This is a genomic window from Thiorhodovibrio winogradskyi, from assembly GCF_036208045.1.
In the GTDB taxonomy this organism is placed as follows: Bacteria; Pseudomonadota; Gammaproteobacteria; order Chromatiales; family Chromatiaceae; genus Thiorhodovibrio; species Thiorhodovibrio winogradskyi.
In genome coordinates this window covers 1,407,629-1,422,360 of sequence record NZ_CP121472.1, presented here as the reverse complement: position 1 = coordinate 1,422,360, position 14,732 = coordinate 1,407,629, and the positions used below count along the sequence as shown (strand labels likewise).

Annotated in this window: 15 protein-coding genes; 12 read left to right on the top strand and 3 right to left on the bottom strand. The window is 62.1% G+C overall.

What is annotated here, in order from left to right:
- Positions 1–138 precede the first annotated feature (138 nt).
- Positions 139–795, top strand: a complete 657-nt coding sequence (gene rpiA, locus Thiowin_RS06470) for a ribose-5-phosphate isomerase RpiA (protein WP_328986921.1) — start codon at positions 139–141, stop codon at positions 793–795.
- Positions 796–851: 56 nt separating this feature from the next.
- Here rpiA and Thiowin_RS06465 read toward each other — a convergent pair whose 3' ends face one another.
- The gene (locus tag Thiowin_RS06465; protein ID WP_328986920.1) at positions 852–1,412 is read right to left on the bottom strand and encodes a bactofilin family protein; all 561 of its coding nucleotides are present in this window, start codon (positions 1,410–1,412) and stop codon (positions 852–854) included.
- 106 nt (positions 1,413–1,518) lie between these two features.
- The gene (locus tag Thiowin_RS06460) at positions 1,519–2,301 is read right to left on the bottom strand and encodes a DUF6776 family protein (protein ID WP_328986919.1); all 783 of its coding nucleotides are present in this window, start codon (positions 2,299–2,301) and stop codon (positions 1,519–1,521) included.
- 354 nt (positions 2,302–2,655) lie between these two features.
- On the opposite strand from Thiowin_RS06460, the gene Thiowin_RS06455 reads away from it, so the two are divergent.
- Both Thiowin_RS06455 and Thiowin_RS06450 read left to right on the top strand, forming a co-directional pair.
- On the top strand, positions 2,656–4,332 hold the full coding sequence (locus Thiowin_RS06455) for an SUMF1/EgtB/PvdO family nonheme iron enzyme (protein ID WP_328986918.1): 1,677 nt from the start codon (positions 2,656–2,658) through the stop codon (positions 4,330–4,332).
- Complete coding sequence (locus tag Thiowin_RS06450; RefSeq protein ID WP_328986917.1) at positions 4,322–5,230, top strand: PfkB family carbohydrate kinase; 909 nt, start codon at positions 4,322–4,324, stop codon at positions 5,228–5,230. Before Thiowin_RS06455 ends, Thiowin_RS06450 begins: the two co-directional genes overlap by 11 nt.
- A 92-nt stretch (positions 5,231–5,322) precedes the next feature.
- Here Thiowin_RS06450 and Thiowin_RS06445 read toward each other — a convergent pair whose 3' ends face one another.
- Positions 5,323–6,348: a DUF2333 family protein gene (locus Thiowin_RS06445; RefSeq protein WP_328986916.1), complete on the bottom strand. Its 1,026-nt coding sequence runs from the start codon at positions 6,346–6,348 to the stop codon at positions 5,323–5,325.
- A 534-nt stretch (positions 6,349–6,882) separates the two neighbouring features.
- On the opposite strand from Thiowin_RS06445, the gene Thiowin_RS06440 reads away from it, so the two are divergent.
- The 9 genes from Thiowin_RS06440 (at position 6,883) to Thiowin_RS06400 (ending at position 14,715) form a co-directional block, all read left to right on the top strand.
- On the top strand, positions 6,883–7,494 hold the full coding sequence (locus tag Thiowin_RS06440; protein ID WP_328986915.1) for a Na+/H+ antiporter subunit E: 612 nt from the start codon (positions 6,883–6,885) through the stop codon (positions 7,492–7,494).
- A 234-nt stretch (positions 7,495–7,728) separates the two neighbouring features.
- Positions 7,729–8,115 (top strand): monovalent cation/H+ antiporter complex subunit F, encoded by a 387-nt coding sequence (locus Thiowin_RS06435; RefSeq protein ID WP_328986914.1) that lies wholly within the window; start codon positions 7,729–7,731, stop codon positions 8,113–8,115.
- Positions 8,112–8,411: a monovalent cation/H(+) antiporter subunit G gene (locus Thiowin_RS06430; protein ID WP_328986913.1), complete on the top strand. Its 300-nt coding sequence runs from the start codon at positions 8,112–8,114 to the stop codon at positions 8,409–8,411. The genes Thiowin_RS06435 and Thiowin_RS06430 overlap by 4 nt, the downstream gene beginning before the upstream one ends.
- Positions 8,408–8,989 carry a Na(+)/H(+) antiporter subunit B gene (locus tag Thiowin_RS06425; protein ID WP_328986912.1) on the top strand — a complete coding sequence of 194 codons (582 nt, stop codon included), beginning with the start codon at positions 8,408–8,410 and terminating at the stop codon, positions 8,987–8,989. Before Thiowin_RS06430 ends, Thiowin_RS06425 begins: the two co-directional genes overlap by 4 nt.
- Positions 8,986–9,696, top strand: coding sequence for an MnhB domain-containing protein (locus Thiowin_RS06420; RefSeq protein ID WP_328986911.1), 711 nt, complete (start codon positions 8,986–8,988; stop codon positions 9,694–9,696). Before Thiowin_RS06425 ends, Thiowin_RS06420 begins: the two co-directional genes overlap by 4 nt.
- Complete coding sequence (locus tag Thiowin_RS06415; RefSeq protein ID WP_328986910.1) at positions 9,686–9,964, top strand: NADH-quinone oxidoreductase subunit K; 279 nt, start codon at positions 9,686–9,688, stop codon at positions 9,962–9,964. The genes Thiowin_RS06420 and Thiowin_RS06415 overlap by 11 nt, the downstream gene beginning before the upstream one ends.
- The gene (locus tag Thiowin_RS06410) at positions 9,957–11,426 is read left to right on the top strand and encodes a complex I subunit 5 family protein (RefSeq protein WP_328986909.1); all 1,470 of its coding nucleotides are present in this window, start codon (positions 9,957–9,959) and stop codon (positions 11,424–11,426) included. The genes Thiowin_RS06415 and Thiowin_RS06410 overlap by 8 nt, the downstream gene beginning before the upstream one ends.
- A complete protein-coding gene (locus tag Thiowin_RS06405) occupies positions 11,423–12,928 on the top strand; it encodes a complex I subunit 5 family protein (RefSeq protein WP_328986908.1) in 1,506 nt (501 codons plus the stop codon). The genes Thiowin_RS06410 and Thiowin_RS06405 overlap by 4 nt, the downstream gene beginning before the upstream one ends.
- Entirely contained in the window at positions 12,925–14,715 is a 1,791-nt protein-coding gene (locus tag Thiowin_RS06400; protein ID WP_328986907.1) for a proton-conducting transporter transmembrane domain-containing protein, read from the top strand. The genes Thiowin_RS06405 and Thiowin_RS06400 overlap by 4 nt, the downstream gene beginning before the upstream one ends.
- The last annotated feature ends 17 nt before the right edge of the window (positions 14,716–14,732 follow it).

The following is a 14,732-nucleotide window of genomic DNA, read 5'->3' as shown; positions in this document are numbered from 1 at the left end:
GCGGATTCATTTTCAGGGATGGTGCCGCGCTCAGCCTTGGCCATTGCCAAGATGCGCAGCCCAGGCCTCAATGCCGACGCCATCATCCTGACAACCCTTATCCATCAACCATCATCTTACCCCAGGAGCTTGCGCCCCATGACTCAGGACGAACTCAAAAAACAAGCCGCCGAGGCCGCCCTGGCCTATGTGCAGGGTGGCATTATCGGCGTCGGTACCGGCTCGACCGTGAACCACTTTATCGATTATCTTGCCCGGATCAAAGGCCGTTTCGAGGGCGCGGTCTCGAGTTCCGATGTCTCGAGCGAACGGCTGAAAAGCCATGGTATCGAGGTGTTTGATCTTAACAGCGTTGGCGATCTGTCGCTTTATGTCGATGGTGCCGACGAGGCCAATGGTCGCCTGCAACTCATCAAGGGCGGAGGCGGGGCGCTGACGCGCGAGAAAATCGTCGCCGCCGCGAGCGAGACCTTTGTCTGTATTGCCGATGAAAGCAAGCGCGTCGATGTGCTGGGCGCCTTCCCTTTGCCAGTCGAGGTCATCCCCATGGCGCGCAGCTATGTGGCACGACAGTTGGTCAAGCTCGGTGGCACGCCGGTGTGGCGTGAAGGCTTCGTGACCGATAACGGCAATGCCATCCTGGATATTCAGGGCCTCGAGATTCAGGATCCCATGGCCCTGGAGCAGCAGATCAATAACATCGCCGGCGTGGTCACCGTGGGCCTGTTTGCCTTGCGTCGGGCCGACATGCTGATTCTGGGCTCGCCGAATGGGGTGAAGACCTACGAGCCTTGATGACGCCAGTGGATTGGTCCCAGTCGCCTGGTTGGGGCATGGTTGGAGGCAGGTGGTCAGGCCGAAGCAGTCGCGGGTTTGGCGCTGGCGCGGCGGGATCGGCTGTTGGCAGTGTCCTTGTCGGAGTTGGCATTGTCCTTGTCGGAGTTGGCATTATCCTCTGCCTTCTCGGCTGCATTCCCTGATGTTCCCGAGCTTTCCTTGAGGGTGACCGTTTCCTCGAAGTGGCGTCCATCGTAGGTCAGACGCTGTAGTTCGGCCGAGTCGCAATGCACCAGCTTGCCGTTGACCTCGGCACCCATGGCCATTTCCAGTAACTGGTAATACAGAGTGCCGGCAATACGGGCATGGGCACCGAGCTCAACCCTGTCGCGTGCATGCACGTCGCCGACAATGCTGCCGTCGGTAATGAGCTGTTCGACTTTCACGTCGCCTTCGATGGCACCCTGCTCGCTGATGATCAAGGCCGCATTGGTTTCGGGTTCGGCAGTGACTTCTCCCTTGATTTTACCGTCAAGGTGGAGCGCGCCCGAGAATCGGATATGACCCTCGACGATGGTGCCCTGTCCGATAACAGTGACGACCTTGGGCGGCTTCACTCTGCGAATGCGTGACATGAAACGAACCTCCTGGTTCCTGTGTTGGGTCATGGCCCGTGGATCTTTATGAAACATGGTACGAGTGGGACTCTAGGCTCTATCTGTTGTTCAGCGAGACGTTCCGCTAATCCGCATCCTCACCGAGCTTCCACTCGAATTGACGGCGCGCGCCTCCCATCGTTGTATCATCAGGCACCACGATGACCAGTAACTCCTCCGGCTCGAAACCAGGTGGCAGTGTCAGGGTACCGTCGATTTCCTGAAAGTGACGGAAGCCAAGGCGATGGCCATCGCGCCCGTCAGCCGTCAACTCGGAGAGGCTGAAGTAGCGCTCACCTTCTGCCATCTGGCCGCGCAACTGCACGCGCGCCTGGCCTGTAATCATGTTTTTTTCCGCTTTGGTACGCGCGATTTTAAACCAGTAACGAACCCTGTTCTCGCCCGCGCTCGACAGGGCCAAATCGCTGATTTCGATCGGACCGTCATCTCCACCAAAGAGTTGCGACAGAAAGGCGATCTGCGAGCGTAGTTTGGCATTTTCGCTTTGCAACTGGCGGATCGTTTCCTGTGCCTCGCGCTCAGCGTTGCTTTCTGTCTGTTGATACTGTGAGAGGGTGCGCAATCGCTGTTCAAGTTCAGCGTTATTCTGCGCGAGCGCCAGGCGGCGTTGCTCAAGCTCTTGAAGCTCGGTGGCGTCCGCCTGGTCGCTTGGGGGTCGCGTTTCTCTTTCACTGGTCTCTGGTGATCCACTGGTCTCTGGTGATTGCTCGCCTGTGAGATCCAATAACAGATAAGCCCAGCTGGCAAAGGCGATTGCCACCAGGATGAGTGCGAGCCCCAGTCTTCCTGTCGGACGGGTATCGATGATGTGAGGCCGGCGAATTCGGCGCACTTTGACTTGTCCCATGCCTTTGTTGCAAACCTGCTCTGATGTCAGTTTAAACTGCTGGGTCAGCTGTTGGTTAGGCCGATCCCTAGGCTGATCCTTGGGCCAGTGCCTAGGATAGTCGGCTTTGATCGCTTGCGCAGCCGTTTTTGTGCCGACGCCAAGCTTGTTTATACTCTTGCTGTTTGAGGGTTGCCGACCTTCGTGCCTGTGCCGAGCGGGCGCGGACCCAACCCATGGCACCCCCATGACTTTCGATGCGCTCTTTTCGTCAATAACGTTCGACTACTGCGGCGGCTGCTTCGATCACCGCGCTGACTTGCCGTAGCAAACGGCGTTTCAAATGACCACAGCCTGCTCCACGCAGGGGGATTCATGCCAGATCGACCACCTCAGTCCAAACCATCCCCGGCCAACACTGATCATGGGCCCTTATCGACCCGCCAAACCCCCGGCGCTGCTTCGGTTAAACCAGCCGCCGCCATATCAAAGGGGCAGCGTGACATCAGCGCGGTGGCGGCTGATCTAGCCATTCAGCAGGAAAATGAAGGGCTGCGCTTGGCATTGCGTGAACAGGAGCGGATTGTTGAAGAACTGACCAACGAATGTCGCCGGCTCGAAGATCGGCTTGAAGATCGCTACCAGGATATCGACGCTCTTCGCCGCGAGTTGGACCGTGGCGAGCGGGCGTTGAAACAGGCCGAGGAACGTTCCTCGCAGCTTGTCGGCGACAGCGCCATGCCTGCGGCAACGCAACCAGGGATGCAAGCAACGGCGGACGCGAAGACGACCACCAAGTCTCCCGCCGAGTCCGCGCGCGCTGGCAGTGGCCGGCTCGGCTTTGCCTCTGGTCTGTTGACCGGGCTGGTGCTGGCAACCGTCGCGGTGATGGGTTTATGGTCCGCCGGCTTGCTGACACTTAGCAGCGATATGGCGATATCACCCGAGATCACAGCCCCTGTCGCGCCAACTCAGCCGCCAACGGCAACGACCGAGCAGACGCCGGCTGCGGATGATGGATCGAACACAGAATATGAACAAGAAGTCAGCAATACCCGCACGTCTAACCAGGATAAAAGGATTGCCGGCTCCAATAAGACTACGTTTGAGCCAGTTCAGGATGGGCGGGTGAATGAGCCATCAAATGGCGCCCCGGATAATGGATCTGATAATGGATCTGATAGTGGACCTGAAAGTGGGTCCCATAATGGGCTCAATGATGGATCGGCATCACCCGAGCCCGCCAATGTGGACTTACAAATCCCCGCCGAGCCTGTCGTCGGCACCCATGTGGATATGTTTCTGGTTGGCGAGGCGAAAGCACCAGAGATGGTAGTGCTTGAGCCAAGCGAATTCATGATGGGTAACCCCGTCGGCATGGCGGACAGCGACGCTCGGCCCGTGCATAAAGTCAGTCTCGATGGCTTTATGATCGGTACGCGCGAGGTGACTTTTGCCGACTATGATCGCTTTGTGCGCGAGACCGGTGCGCGGCGACCACTGGATTACGGCTGGGGTCGGGGGGCGCGCCCAGTCATTGATGTGTCCTGGGCCGACGCGCTGGCCTACGCGAAGTGGCTCGGCAAAAAGACCGGCCAGCCTTACCGCCTGCCCAGCGAAGCTGAATGGGAATATGCCGCGCGCGGCGGCACCACCTCTTCATACTGGTGGGGTATCGGCTCCCCTTCCAGCCGCGCGCTCTGTATCAATTGCGGTACCCGTTGGGATCGCATCTCAACCGCCCCCGTGGGTAGTTTTCCTCCCAATCCCTTTGGCCTTTATGACACTGCCGGCAATGTTTACGAATGGACGGCGGACTGTTACCACCACAGCTACCAAGGCGCCCCCGATGACGGCCGTGCGCGCGATGAACCCGACTGCAAGGTGCGCGTGGCGCGTGGCGGCAGCTTCAACTCGCCGGCGGGTGCCATGCGCAGTCATGCGCGCAACCGCTTCTCTGCCGATGCGCGTGCCGACATACTCGGCTTTCGGGTAGCGCGCGACCTCGCGCCCCAGACGCAAACCTCGCCTCAAGGCGCGCATGCGGACTGAGCACCGGCTGCTTGGGGTCGGCGTCGCCACCCTGGACATCATCAATCAGGTGGCGCGTTACCCGCACGAGGATGATGAGGTGCGGGCAACCGGGCAACGGATTGCGCGGGGTGGCAATGCGGCCAACACGCTATCGGTCTTGCGGCAGTTTGGCCACCAGTGCGATTGGGTTGGCTGCCATGCCGATGATCGTCAGGCAGACTTGATCCTCGCGGATTTGAAGCAGCGGGGCATCGGCACGGATGCAGCGGTGCGATGCCAGGATTCAGCCACGCCAACATCCTACATCACTCTGAGCGACGCAAATGCCAGCCGCACCATTGTGCATTACCGCCGACTGCGCGAGTTGACCGCCGCTGATTTCGCTGCCCTGCCGCTTGATTCTTACCACTGGGTGCATTTCGAGGGCCGTCATCCAGTTGAAACCGCGCTCATGATCGAGCGTGTGCGACGCGAGCGCCCGCATCTACCCATTTCAGTCGAGATTGAAAAAAACCGCCCTGAGCTTGCGCGCTTGTGGCAGCCGGTGTCGCTGCTGCTGTTTTCCCGTGCCTTCGTGGAGCCAGTGCTAGATGGCCCGGTGACGCCCTGGGATTATTTGGCCGAGCAGCAGCATCACAGTGGCGCAGCGCTCTGTGTCGCCCCCTGGGGAGCCGAGGGTGCTTATGGTATTGATCGAGCGGGCCAACGGCTGTTCGCGCCTGCCGAGACTCCCGGGCGACTGACCGATACCCTGGCAGCGGGAGATGTCTTCAATGCGGTACTCATCGACGCCCTGCTGCGCGGACTGCCGCTAGGGCAAGCCATGGCGTGCGCCAGCCGGGTGGCTGGTTATAAATGCGGATACCGGGGGATTGATGGTCTGATTGGCGCCGCCCGAGAAGCCGGAATTCTCTGACGGTCGCGACCCGTGACGGCTTGTTGCATCCTCACGTCAGTCAGGAGTGCCCAGCCAACGACTAAACGCTAGCCGGGCTCCCCATCAAGTCATCAGCCGGTCTCAAGCAGAACGCGCAGGTCGATGATTGCGGCATTGGCGCGCGAGATATAGGACGCCATGACCAGCGAATGATTGGCCAGCAGACCGTAGCCGTGGCCGTTCAGCACCATGGGGCTCCATTTGCGCATGGCCGCGCCGCGCAGGTCGCGCAGGATTTGCTCGACCGAGACCATGGCGTTTTTGCCCCGCAGCACGGATTCAAAATCGACTGAGATGGCCTGGATCATGTGCATGAGCGCCCAAGTGTAGCCGCGGGCCTCGTAGAAGATATCGTCGACTTCGTTCCAGGGTGTTGCCTCCAAGACCTGGGCGCCACCCTGGGTGAAGCTCGCGGTCAGTTCGGCGTCGTTCACGCTGGCGCTCAGGCGCTGTGCATAGCTGCCAAGACGCTTCTCCACCACCATCAGGTAGGCGCGCAGATTATCCGCGCGGGTAAAAAAACGCGCGGTCTGGTCGGTTCCGGACATCAGTGCCGCGCGGTATTCGATGAGTGCGTTGGTGCCAGCGCGGAACTGGGACTCGGTCGAGGGCAGCATGTAGGAGTGGGAATCGAAGTTAAAATTGGAATCCGCCACTTTCAGCAGGTCATTCTCGACGGACTGCGTCTGGGAGCGGCTGAAATCGTTGCGCAGCGAGCGGACCGAATCGCGCAGTTCGGTCAGAACGCCATACTCCCAATTGGGCATGTTGTCCATCAGGATGCCGGGTGGCGTGATGTCGTTGCTGAGGTAGCCGCCAGGCTTGCCAAGCAGGGTCTCCGCGACAGTGATGGCGGAGGAGACAGTAGCAACGCCCGGTGTCTTGAGTGCCTCCTCGATATCCACACCATCGATTTGGATCTGATTGACATCGAAGGGTTCCGGCTGCCGCGACCAGTAGGCGCCGAGCCCTCCGATGGTCGCTATAACCAGCACAACCAGCAGGGTAAGGATACGACCCAAAGGCCATGTGCGGCCCTTGGTGGAATTTGTGTTTGGCTGCTCGCCCGAGCGGCCGGTGGAGGGTTCCTTGGTCACAATGAGCACCTCGTTATTCGTGAAATGAACCGAATTGGATACTGACAGGCTGCATCTTTGGGCCTGGCGCCGATACCGAGCCTGGGCTGGCTGGTCGGGCCGGAGATAAGGCTGCGGGCCGGCCCCAGTCATCCGCCAATCAGCAAGTTGCAAACAGCGGCGCTGGGCCGCTCATATAGGTTATTGCAATTCTACCCGGAAACTGTGGGGCATTGGTGAAAGATTATGGCGGGCGGAATGTCCTTGGCAAGGGTTGGAACACCCGTGTGTCAGGAATGCGGCTGAGCACCGCTGGCAATCGCCCCGCGCGAGCGCTTCGATTTCGGCGGTTCGATTTCGGCGGTTTGAAGGCCTAGGATCCTGGTGTCATCCCTTGACCAAGGCAGCCACGCCTGGTTTTGATACACTCTGAATTTCCCGTTACCAACTGGTCACCCGTTCGCGTGAATGCCCGGGGGAATCTGGCTGACCAGCCCAGCCTAATCGGGGCAAATGCGACAATGGTGGCTAGACACAAGCATGGCTAAGCTTAGGATGACAAGGATCGCACTCGGTCGTTTACTGATGCGCGGGCTAATGTTCGCCGGCCTGTGGCTGATTTTGACCCGGGCCGACCCTTTCTCCTGGGTCATCGGTCTGCCCGTGGTGTTGGCCGCCACTTGGGCCAGCAGGCGCATGGAATTTGCCCGCCCGGATCCGGTGTCGCGTGGAGCTGCCGGTTCAGTGCCCGGGATGGTCTCGGTCGATCTGATCCAGTCTGATCGCGCGCGCCTGGGTGCCACGTGGGCTGTGAGCACGCACTGGCTGATCCTGGACATCCGACGGCTGCCGGCATTTTTAGGTTTTTTCCTCGCTACCTCGGTGCGTGGCGGAGTGGATGTGTCGCGGCGTATTCTGACGTGGCCGCTGGCCATCTCTCCAGGCTTTTTGACCTATCGCACCGCGCTGCGTCATCCCGGTGCGCGGATTTTTTTTCTTGACCTGATCAGTCTGCTACCTGGCACCTTGAGCGCGGATCTGGAAGTGCCGAACCGATTGGTGATTCATGTGCTGGATTTGGGCGCGGAGAATTATCGCGAGCTGGCTCAGCTTGAGTTGCAGGTCGCGCGCCTGTTTCGCGAGTCCATCCGTGCCGGAACGCGGTGAGCCAAGATATCCGAAACCAGATATGAAACGGCGATTTCTCCAATTTTCTTGGTCCCGTCCAGCCCATGAGCAAGCTTCCAGCAATTCCAAAGTTGGCCATCAAGCGCTGGCTTTTGCAGCTGGTTATCCTGTAGACCGCCAAGAGCACCAGCTTCGTGATCTCGTGATCTCGTGATCTCGTGATCGCTGGCAAGCTTTTCTGGTATTTCACACTCACATGACACCCAAGCTAAGATGACTTCCTGGCTACTTGCTTTTGCCTGTCTGTTGCTAACCACCATGGCCGTTGGCTTAGTGCGGGCGCTGCGCGGACCCACTCCGGCCGACCGACTGCTGGCGGTGCAGTTGCTTGGCACCGCCAGTATTGGCGTGCTCTTGCTGCTCGCCACCGCGCTCGAGATACCGGCGCTTGCGGATGTCGCATTGGTATTCAGTCTCCTGGCCGCCGTGGCGGTTGCCGCCTTGACCCGGCGATCCACGCCAGCCAGCACCGCGCGCAAGATGGACGCTCGTGATTTACCCACGCCGGCATCACCCACGCCGGCATTATCCAAACTGGCATTATCCAAACTGGCAGCATCGCCACCGGCCCAGACTGAGCCGGATGGGGGCGGGTCATGACCACCCTGCTGACGGTCTACTCCATCGTGCTGATCAGCGCTGGCCTGGGCTTTTTCTCCGCCGGCACCCTGGGCCTGCTGCGACTGCCGGATTTGTTCACTCGCCTGCATGCGCTGACCAAGGCCGATAATGTCGGTCTTGGTTTGGTGATTCTTGGCCTCTTGCCCTGGGCGCCAAGCCTGTGGTACGCGTTCCAGCTGGTGCTGATCTGGCTGCTGGTTCTGCTCGGCGGTGCCACTGGCGCCCACCTGATCGCCAAACGCGCCCTGCATGGCGATGGGGAGGATCGGCGATGACTGACAATCCTGCGATGTTCGTGTTTGATATCCTCATGATCTCCACCCTGCTCGGTCTGGCGATTGCCACTCTTAGCAGCAGAGATCCACGCCGCGCGGCCATTTTGTTTGTTGCCTTCGGCTTGTGGCTGTCCATCGTCTGGGCACGACTTGGCGCGCCAGATGTTGCCTTGGCCGAGGCCGCCATTGGTGCGGGCCTTGGTGGCGCCCTCATGCTTGCCGCAGCGCGCCGTACCCCGGGTGGCCGGGGACCGAGCGAGTCGGCGGCCATGGAGTCAAATCCGACTGGGCCGTCACTGGATTCCCCAGACCATGAACCCCTGCCTGAGCCTGAGCCTGAGCACGAACTCGAGCGCCAACCTGCCCACGAGCCCAAAACCCAATCGGAGCAAGAACCAGTGGCGCCTGACTCACCGCCGGAAAGCCCATCGGCTTGCGAACCAACAGCAGATCAGACCGGAACAAGGGGCGCGTCTCCTGCCATCCAGTCCAGAGATCCCGTGTCCAATCCCAGGCGCCGACCAAAATCCAAATCCAGATCCAAGTTCAAGCGACCTGGCCGGAGTCCATCGCAATGAGTTCACGCCTGGAGCCCAAGCCTCGGCAATCCGCCGCCATCCTGGTGGTGGTTTTCCTGGTGCTGCTGGTGGGCCTGCTCCAGTGGGTCTTCTTTAGCCATCAACTGGCCTCACCCACCACCGGACTGGCCGAACTGGCGCGGACCGAGCTTGGGCGCGCCGGAGTGACCAACCCGGTCACGGCCGTGCTGCTCAACTTTCGCGCCCTCGATACCCTGCTGGAGCTGGCGGTGCTGCTTGCGGCCCTGCTGGGCATCTGGTCGCTCGCGGCCGCCACCCCCGGCTACCAACGCGCCGGGCCTGTCTATGCCGGCATGGTCGCCTGGGTGGTGCCCTTGCTGATCCTCACCGCCGGCTATCTGTTGTGGATTGGCGCCAAGGCACCGGGCGGCGCTTTTCAGGCCGGTGCCCTGTTGGCGGCGGCTGGGGTGATTCTGCGTCTGGGTGGCGCCGAGGCGGCCGGCCTGCCGGGCGCGGTTGCCCAACGCTGGCTGGCGGTGGCGGGGATTGCCGTCTTTGCCCTGGTCGGTCTGGGAACCCTGCTGGCCGGGCGCGGGTTCCTCAACTATCCGCCCGCCTGGTCCGGTTGGCTAATTTTGCTGATTGAAATCTTCGCCACCCTGACCATCGCCACACTCCTGGCGGCGGCCTATGTGGGGAGCGAGGATGAACCCTCAACACAACCAGGGGGCGAGCATGACGGCTGAGTTCCTCTACGCTGGCGCCGGCTTTGTCCTCTTTGGGCTTGGCATCTGGTCTTTTCTGCTGCACCGGGCGCTGCTGCGCAAGCTGATCGCGATGAACATCATGGGTGGTGGTGTCTTTCATTTACTGATCGCGGTGGCCGGGCGCGACGGCCCGCCCACCGACCCCGTCCCCCATGCCCTGGTCTTGACCGGCATTGTGGTGGCGGTCAGTGCCACGGCGCTGGCATTGGCATTTGGACGCGCGCTGGACGCGGCCGCCGATGACTGAGAGTCTTGCTCTGGCGCTGGTACTGCCCCTGGGTGGCGCCCTACTGGCGGTGATCTGGTCCGCGCGGGCGGCTCGCGTCGGCTTGCTGGCAGTAATGCTGAACACCCTGAATTCAGCGCTAATGACCATGGGTGTGTGGCAACAAGGTGCCATGCGTGCCGATTTTGGCGGCTGGGGCGCGCCCTTGGGCATCGGTTTCGTCGCCGATGGTTTGAGCGTGGCCATGCTGGCCATGACCGCGCTGGTGACCCTGGCGATCAGTGTTAATGCCGGCGGCTATTTTCGCGATCCGGCCAAAGCGCGCCACTTCTGGCCGCTGTGGTTATTGTTGCTCACGTCCCTGAACGGACTGTTTTTGTCCGCTGATTTGTTTAATCTTTATGTGTCGCTGGAACTTCTGGGGCTGACCGCCGCGGCCCTGGGCGCGCTTGGCGGACAGCGCGCGGCCATTGAGGCGAATCTGCGCTATCTGCTGGTCGGACTCCTCGGCTCCATGACCTATCTGCTGGGCGTGGCGCTGGTCTACGCGGGTTTCGCCACCCTGGATTTCGCCCTGCTCACGGAGCGACTCAACGCCGGCCTGGCCGACGGCCAGATGCCGCGGCCCATCGCCGCGACCGCGCTGGGGCTCATGGTATTGGGGCTGGCGCTGAAGGCGGCGCTCTTTCCAATGCATTTTTGGTTGCCGCCGGCCCATGGCAGCGCGCCGGCACCGGTCAGCGCGGCCTTGTCGGCCCTGGTGGTCAAGGCGGCCTTTTACTTGATTTTGCGCCTCTGGCTGGAGGTGTTCGCGCCCCTGACCACCCAGGCCGCGGCCAACCTGCTCGGGTTTCTGGGCGCCGGCGCGGTGCTCTGGGGCTCCTGGCAGGCCTTGCGCGCCGAGCGCCTCAAGCTGCTGGCGGCCTACTCCACAGTTGCCCAGCTTGGCTATTTGTTTTTGTTCTTTCCCATCATGCAGTCGCTGACCTTGGGCGCGGCCCGCGACAATCTGCTGGTGGCCCTGACCTTGATGGCCATCACCCATGGCTTTGCCAAGTCAGGCTTTTTCCTGGCCGCCGGTTTTATCCAGCAGCAAGCCGGGCATGATCGCATCGCCGAGCTCGGGCCGGCCATGCAACGATTGCCGGCCACCACCCTGACGCTCGCCCTTGCCGGTACCGCCCTGATTGGTCTGCCACCAAGCGGCAGCTTCACCGCCAAGTGGTTGCTAATGGGTGGTGCCTTCGCCACCGGGCAGTGGTGGTGGGTGCTGGTGCTCTTTGCCGGCACCCTGCTGGCGGTGGCCTATGTGTTCCGCTTGCTGACCCTGGCCTTTGGACTGGAACCCACACCGCTGCACTTTTTTACCCAGCTCCGCGCCGAGATGCCAGCGCTACTGCTGGCCGTGATGGCGGTCGCGGTGCTCGGCCTGGCCACCGCGCCCCTGTGGCGCCTGCTCGGTGTTGCCGGAGGGGCGTCATGATCACAAACTTTGACCATCTGCTGCCCGTTGGCATTGTGCTGAGCTCCTTGCTGCCTGGTCTGGCGATCTTTCTGGTCGCGGAGGACAACCGCGTCCTGCGCACCCTGTTGAACCTGACCGGCGCCATCACTAAGCTGCTGCTGGTCGGGGTACTGGTGTGGGGCGTCTATCACGACCACCTCTATCGGGCGGAACTGCCGCTGGCACCCGGGCTGAGTCTGGTGCTCGAAGCCGACGCCCTCTCGGTGCTCTTCGTGACCCTGTCCTCGCTGCTCTGGCTGGTGACGACTGTCTATGCCATCGGCTATCTGGAGAACTCACCCAATCGGAGCCGTTTCTTCGGATTTTTTAGCCTGTGCGTCACCGCGACCGTCGGCATCGCCCTGGCTGGGAATCTGTTCACCTTTGTCATTTTCTACGAAATCCTGACCCTGGCCACCTATCCGCTGGTGTCGCATCGTGGCACGCCGGATGCCACCGCTGGAGCCCGGGCTTATCTGGCCTACACCATGGTTGGCGGTGCGCTGCTGCTAACGGGCGCGGTCTGGCTGCAGGGGTTGATCGGTCCGGTGAATTTCACGCAGGGCGGTCTGCTGTCCGCTCAGCCGGACTCTTTGCACCCACAGTTTTTCGCCATTTTTCTGCTGCTCCTTGCCGGGCTTGGCGTCAAGGCAGCGCTAGTGCCATTGCACGGCTGGCTACCGCGTTCCATGGTGGCGCCGGCGCCGGTCAGTGCCCTGCTGCACGCGGTGGCCGTGGTCAAGGCGGGTGCCTTTGGCATCGTGCGTCTGGTCTATGACATCTACGGGGTTGAGTTCGCCCATTCGCTCGGCCTGCTGAGCATTCTGGGCGCGCTGGCCTCCATCACCATCATCTATGGGTCCATGATGGCCTTGAGCCAGGACGGACTGAAAAAACGCCTGGCCTACTCGACTGTCAGTCAGGTGTCCTATATCGCGCTGGGCGCGTCCATTCTCGGGCCGGTGGCGACCATTGGCGGCATGGTGCATCTGGTGCATCAGGGCATCATGAAAATCACCCTGTTTTTGTGCGCGGGCAATTATGCCGAAACGCTCGGCGTGCACAAGGTCAGCGAGATGGACGGCATCGGCCGGCGCATGCCCTGGACCACCCTGGCCTTTAGCGTCGGGGCACTGGGGATGATCGGCATTCCACCCATCGCGGGCTTCATCAGCAAGTGGTACCTGGGCCTGGGCGCGGTCGAGGCCGGCATGCCCTGGGTACTTTTGGTGTTGGGCCTGAGCACCCTGCTCAATGCCGGCTATTTCCTGCCGATTCTGTTCCGCGCCTGGTTCCGCGAACCCCCAGCGCATTGGCCGCACGAGGAAATCCCGCGCCGACGGCTGGAAACCCACGCCACCTTGCTATGGCCGCCGCTGATGACCGCGGCCCTGTGCCTGGTCGCCGGTCTGCTGGCGGCGGCGCCCTTCAGTCCACTGGAATGGGCGGAACTGATCGCGCGGCGCGAGTATCGCGGATGAGCGCTTCGGCCACTTGGTTGCTGCTGTTACTCTGGGCCTGGCCCTTGCTCCTGGCGCCGCTTGCCGCGCGCTGGCGTTCGGCCTGGCTGCCGGCCTTGGGCGCGCTGCCAGCGCTGGGCGCGGCCCTGGTGCTGCCGGTCGACACTCGGCTTGCATTACCCTGGTTGCTGCTGGGCTCTGAACTGGGGCTGGATGCCACCGGGCGCGTGGTCTTGCTGTTCAGCGCTCTGTTGTGGCTGCTTGCCGGCGTCTTCGCGGCTGCTCTGATGAAACCCGGCTTGGACAGCTTTCCACGACGTCGCTTCGATGCTTTTTTTCTGCTGGCCATGAGCGGGCAGTTGTGGGCGGTGGTCGGGCTGGATGTAATCAGCTTCTACGTTGGTTTCGCCATCATGGGGTTGGCTTCCTATGCGCTGGTGGTGGCCGACGGCAGTGCACGGGCCCTGCGTGCCGGGCGACTCTACCTGGCCATGACAGTTGTCGGCGAGGTGGCGCTCTTTGCCGGTTTGGTCAGCATCGCTGCCCAGAGCGCGACCCTGACACCGACACCCGAGTTGCTGGCGCGCGTCAGTGGCCCGGCTCTCGCGCTGGTGCTGCTGGGCTTGGGAGTCAAGGCGGCCATCGTGCCTCTGCACCTGTGGCTGCCACTCACCTATCCGGCGGCGCCCGCCGCCGCCACGGCAGTGCTGAGCAGCGCCATGATCAAGGTCGCCCTGCTTGGCTGGCTGCGCTGGTTGCCGCTGGGGGCCGTGACCTGGCCGGGCTGGTCGCTGGCGCTGGTAATCATCGGGCTTGTCACCGCGCTCTATGCACTGCCCATCGGTTTGATGCAACGCGAGTCCAAGGTGGTTCTGGCCTATTCGAGCATCAGCAAAATGGGCTTTCTGCTGCTGTTGGTCGGCCTGATGCTGGGTCAGCCCGACTTGGTCGGGGTCGGGATACTGGCGGTGATCTTCTACGCCACCCATCATGCCTTGTGCAAGGCCGGACTCTTTCTTGGCTTGGGCCTGGGGGAGCAACAGACCTTCTCGAGCGCACGGCGGGCGCGGCCCTGGCTGCTGGCGGGCCTGGGCTTTTTGGCCCTGACCCTGGCCGGAGCCCCCCTGACCAGCGGCGCCCTGGCCAAGTATCTGACCAAACCCTTGTTACAGGAGACGCCCTGGGTTTGGCTCGACCCACTGCTGTGGCTGATGACCCTGACCACGGTGGCACTGATGGCGCGCTTTTTCTGGCTGGTCTATCGCGATGCTGGAGCGCGGATCGAGGATGGGGCGACACTAGGGCAGGCCGCTTCCGACCGCCAAGATGCGCAACCCGCTTCCCCACGGCCCGCGTTTATCGCGCCGCTGATCGGTTGGTGGCTGCTGGTGGGGCTGATCGCCGCGCTGCCCTGGGTCTTTGGTCCGGCCTCGGCCTGGCTGAACAATGCCGCTAACACGCTCTTTGCCCTGGCGCTCTGTGCTCTGGTGCTGGCCTTGGCCCGGCGCGGTTTCAACCCATTGGGCACGCTGGTGGGGCGGGTACCTCCAGGCGATCTGCTGCCCTTGGTGTTGCGCGCTTCCCATCGGCTGAGTGCCGCTGCCGCCTGGCTATGGCACGGCTGGCAAAACGGACGGGATCGGCTGGCACGGCGATTGGCCGGGAGCGGACTTGAGCAACCCGCGACAGAGGCGGCCGCCCATCCCGTGGTGGAGGCCCGGCTGCGCGCCTGGCCGGTGGCCGGGGCCCTGTGGCTGGCGCTTGGTACCCTGCTGATGTTCCTGCTACTGGCGGGTGAAATGAGGTGAAGGCGCGCGCTCACGCA

Bases quoted from the DNA above. Each gene is read 5' to 3' on its own strand.
- Thiowin_RS06420 (WP_328986911.1), top strand. From the start codon at position 8,986: ATGAGTTCACGCCTGGAGCCCAAGCCTCGGCAATCCGCCGCCATCCTG.
- Thiowin_RS06425 (WP_328986912.1), top strand. From the start codon at position 8,408: ATGACTGACAATCCTGCGATGTTCGTGTTTGATATCCTCATGATCTCC.
- rpiA (WP_328986921.1), top strand. From the start codon at position 139: ATGACTCAGGACGAACTCAAAAAACAAGCCGCCGAGGCCGCCCTGGCC.
- Thiowin_RS06430 (WP_328986913.1), top strand. From the start codon at position 8,112: ATGACCACCCTGCTGACGGTCTACTCCATCGTGCTGATCAGCGCTGGC.
- Thiowin_RS06405 (WP_328986908.1), top strand. From the start codon at position 11,423: ATGATCACAAACTTTGACCATCTGCTGCCCGTTGGCATTGTGCTGAGC.
- Thiowin_RS06450 (WP_328986917.1), top strand. From the start codon at position 4,322: ATGCGGACTGAGCACCGGCTGCTTGGGGTCGGCGTCGCCACCCTGGAC.
- Thiowin_RS06460 (WP_328986919.1), bottom strand. From the start codon at position 2,301: ATGGGACAAGTCAAAGTGCGCCGAATTCGCCGGCCTCACATCATCGAT.
- Thiowin_RS06400 (WP_328986907.1), top strand. From the start codon at position 12,925: ATGAGCGCTTCGGCCACTTGGTTGCTGCTGTTACTCTGGGCCTGGCCC.
- Thiowin_RS06455 (WP_328986918.1), top strand. From the start codon at position 2,656: ATGCCAGATCGACCACCTCAGTCCAAACCATCCCCGGCCAACACTGAT.
- Thiowin_RS06465 (WP_328986920.1), bottom strand. From the start codon at position 1,412: ATGTCACGCATTCGCAGAGTGAAGCCGCCCAAGGTCGTCACTGTTATC.
- Thiowin_RS06415 (WP_328986910.1), top strand. From the start codon at position 9,686: ATGACGGCTGAGTTCCTCTACGCTGGCGCCGGCTTTGTCCTCTTTGGG.
- Thiowin_RS06440 (WP_328986915.1), top strand. From the start codon at position 6,883: ATGACAAGGATCGCACTCGGTCGTTTACTGATGCGCGGGCTAATGTTC.
- Thiowin_RS06410 (WP_328986909.1), top strand. From the start codon at position 9,957: ATGACTGAGAGTCTTGCTCTGGCGCTGGTACTGCCCCTGGGTGGCGCC.
- Thiowin_RS06435 (WP_328986914.1), top strand. From the start codon at position 7,729: ATGACTTCCTGGCTACTTGCTTTTGCCTGTCTGTTGCTAACCACCATG.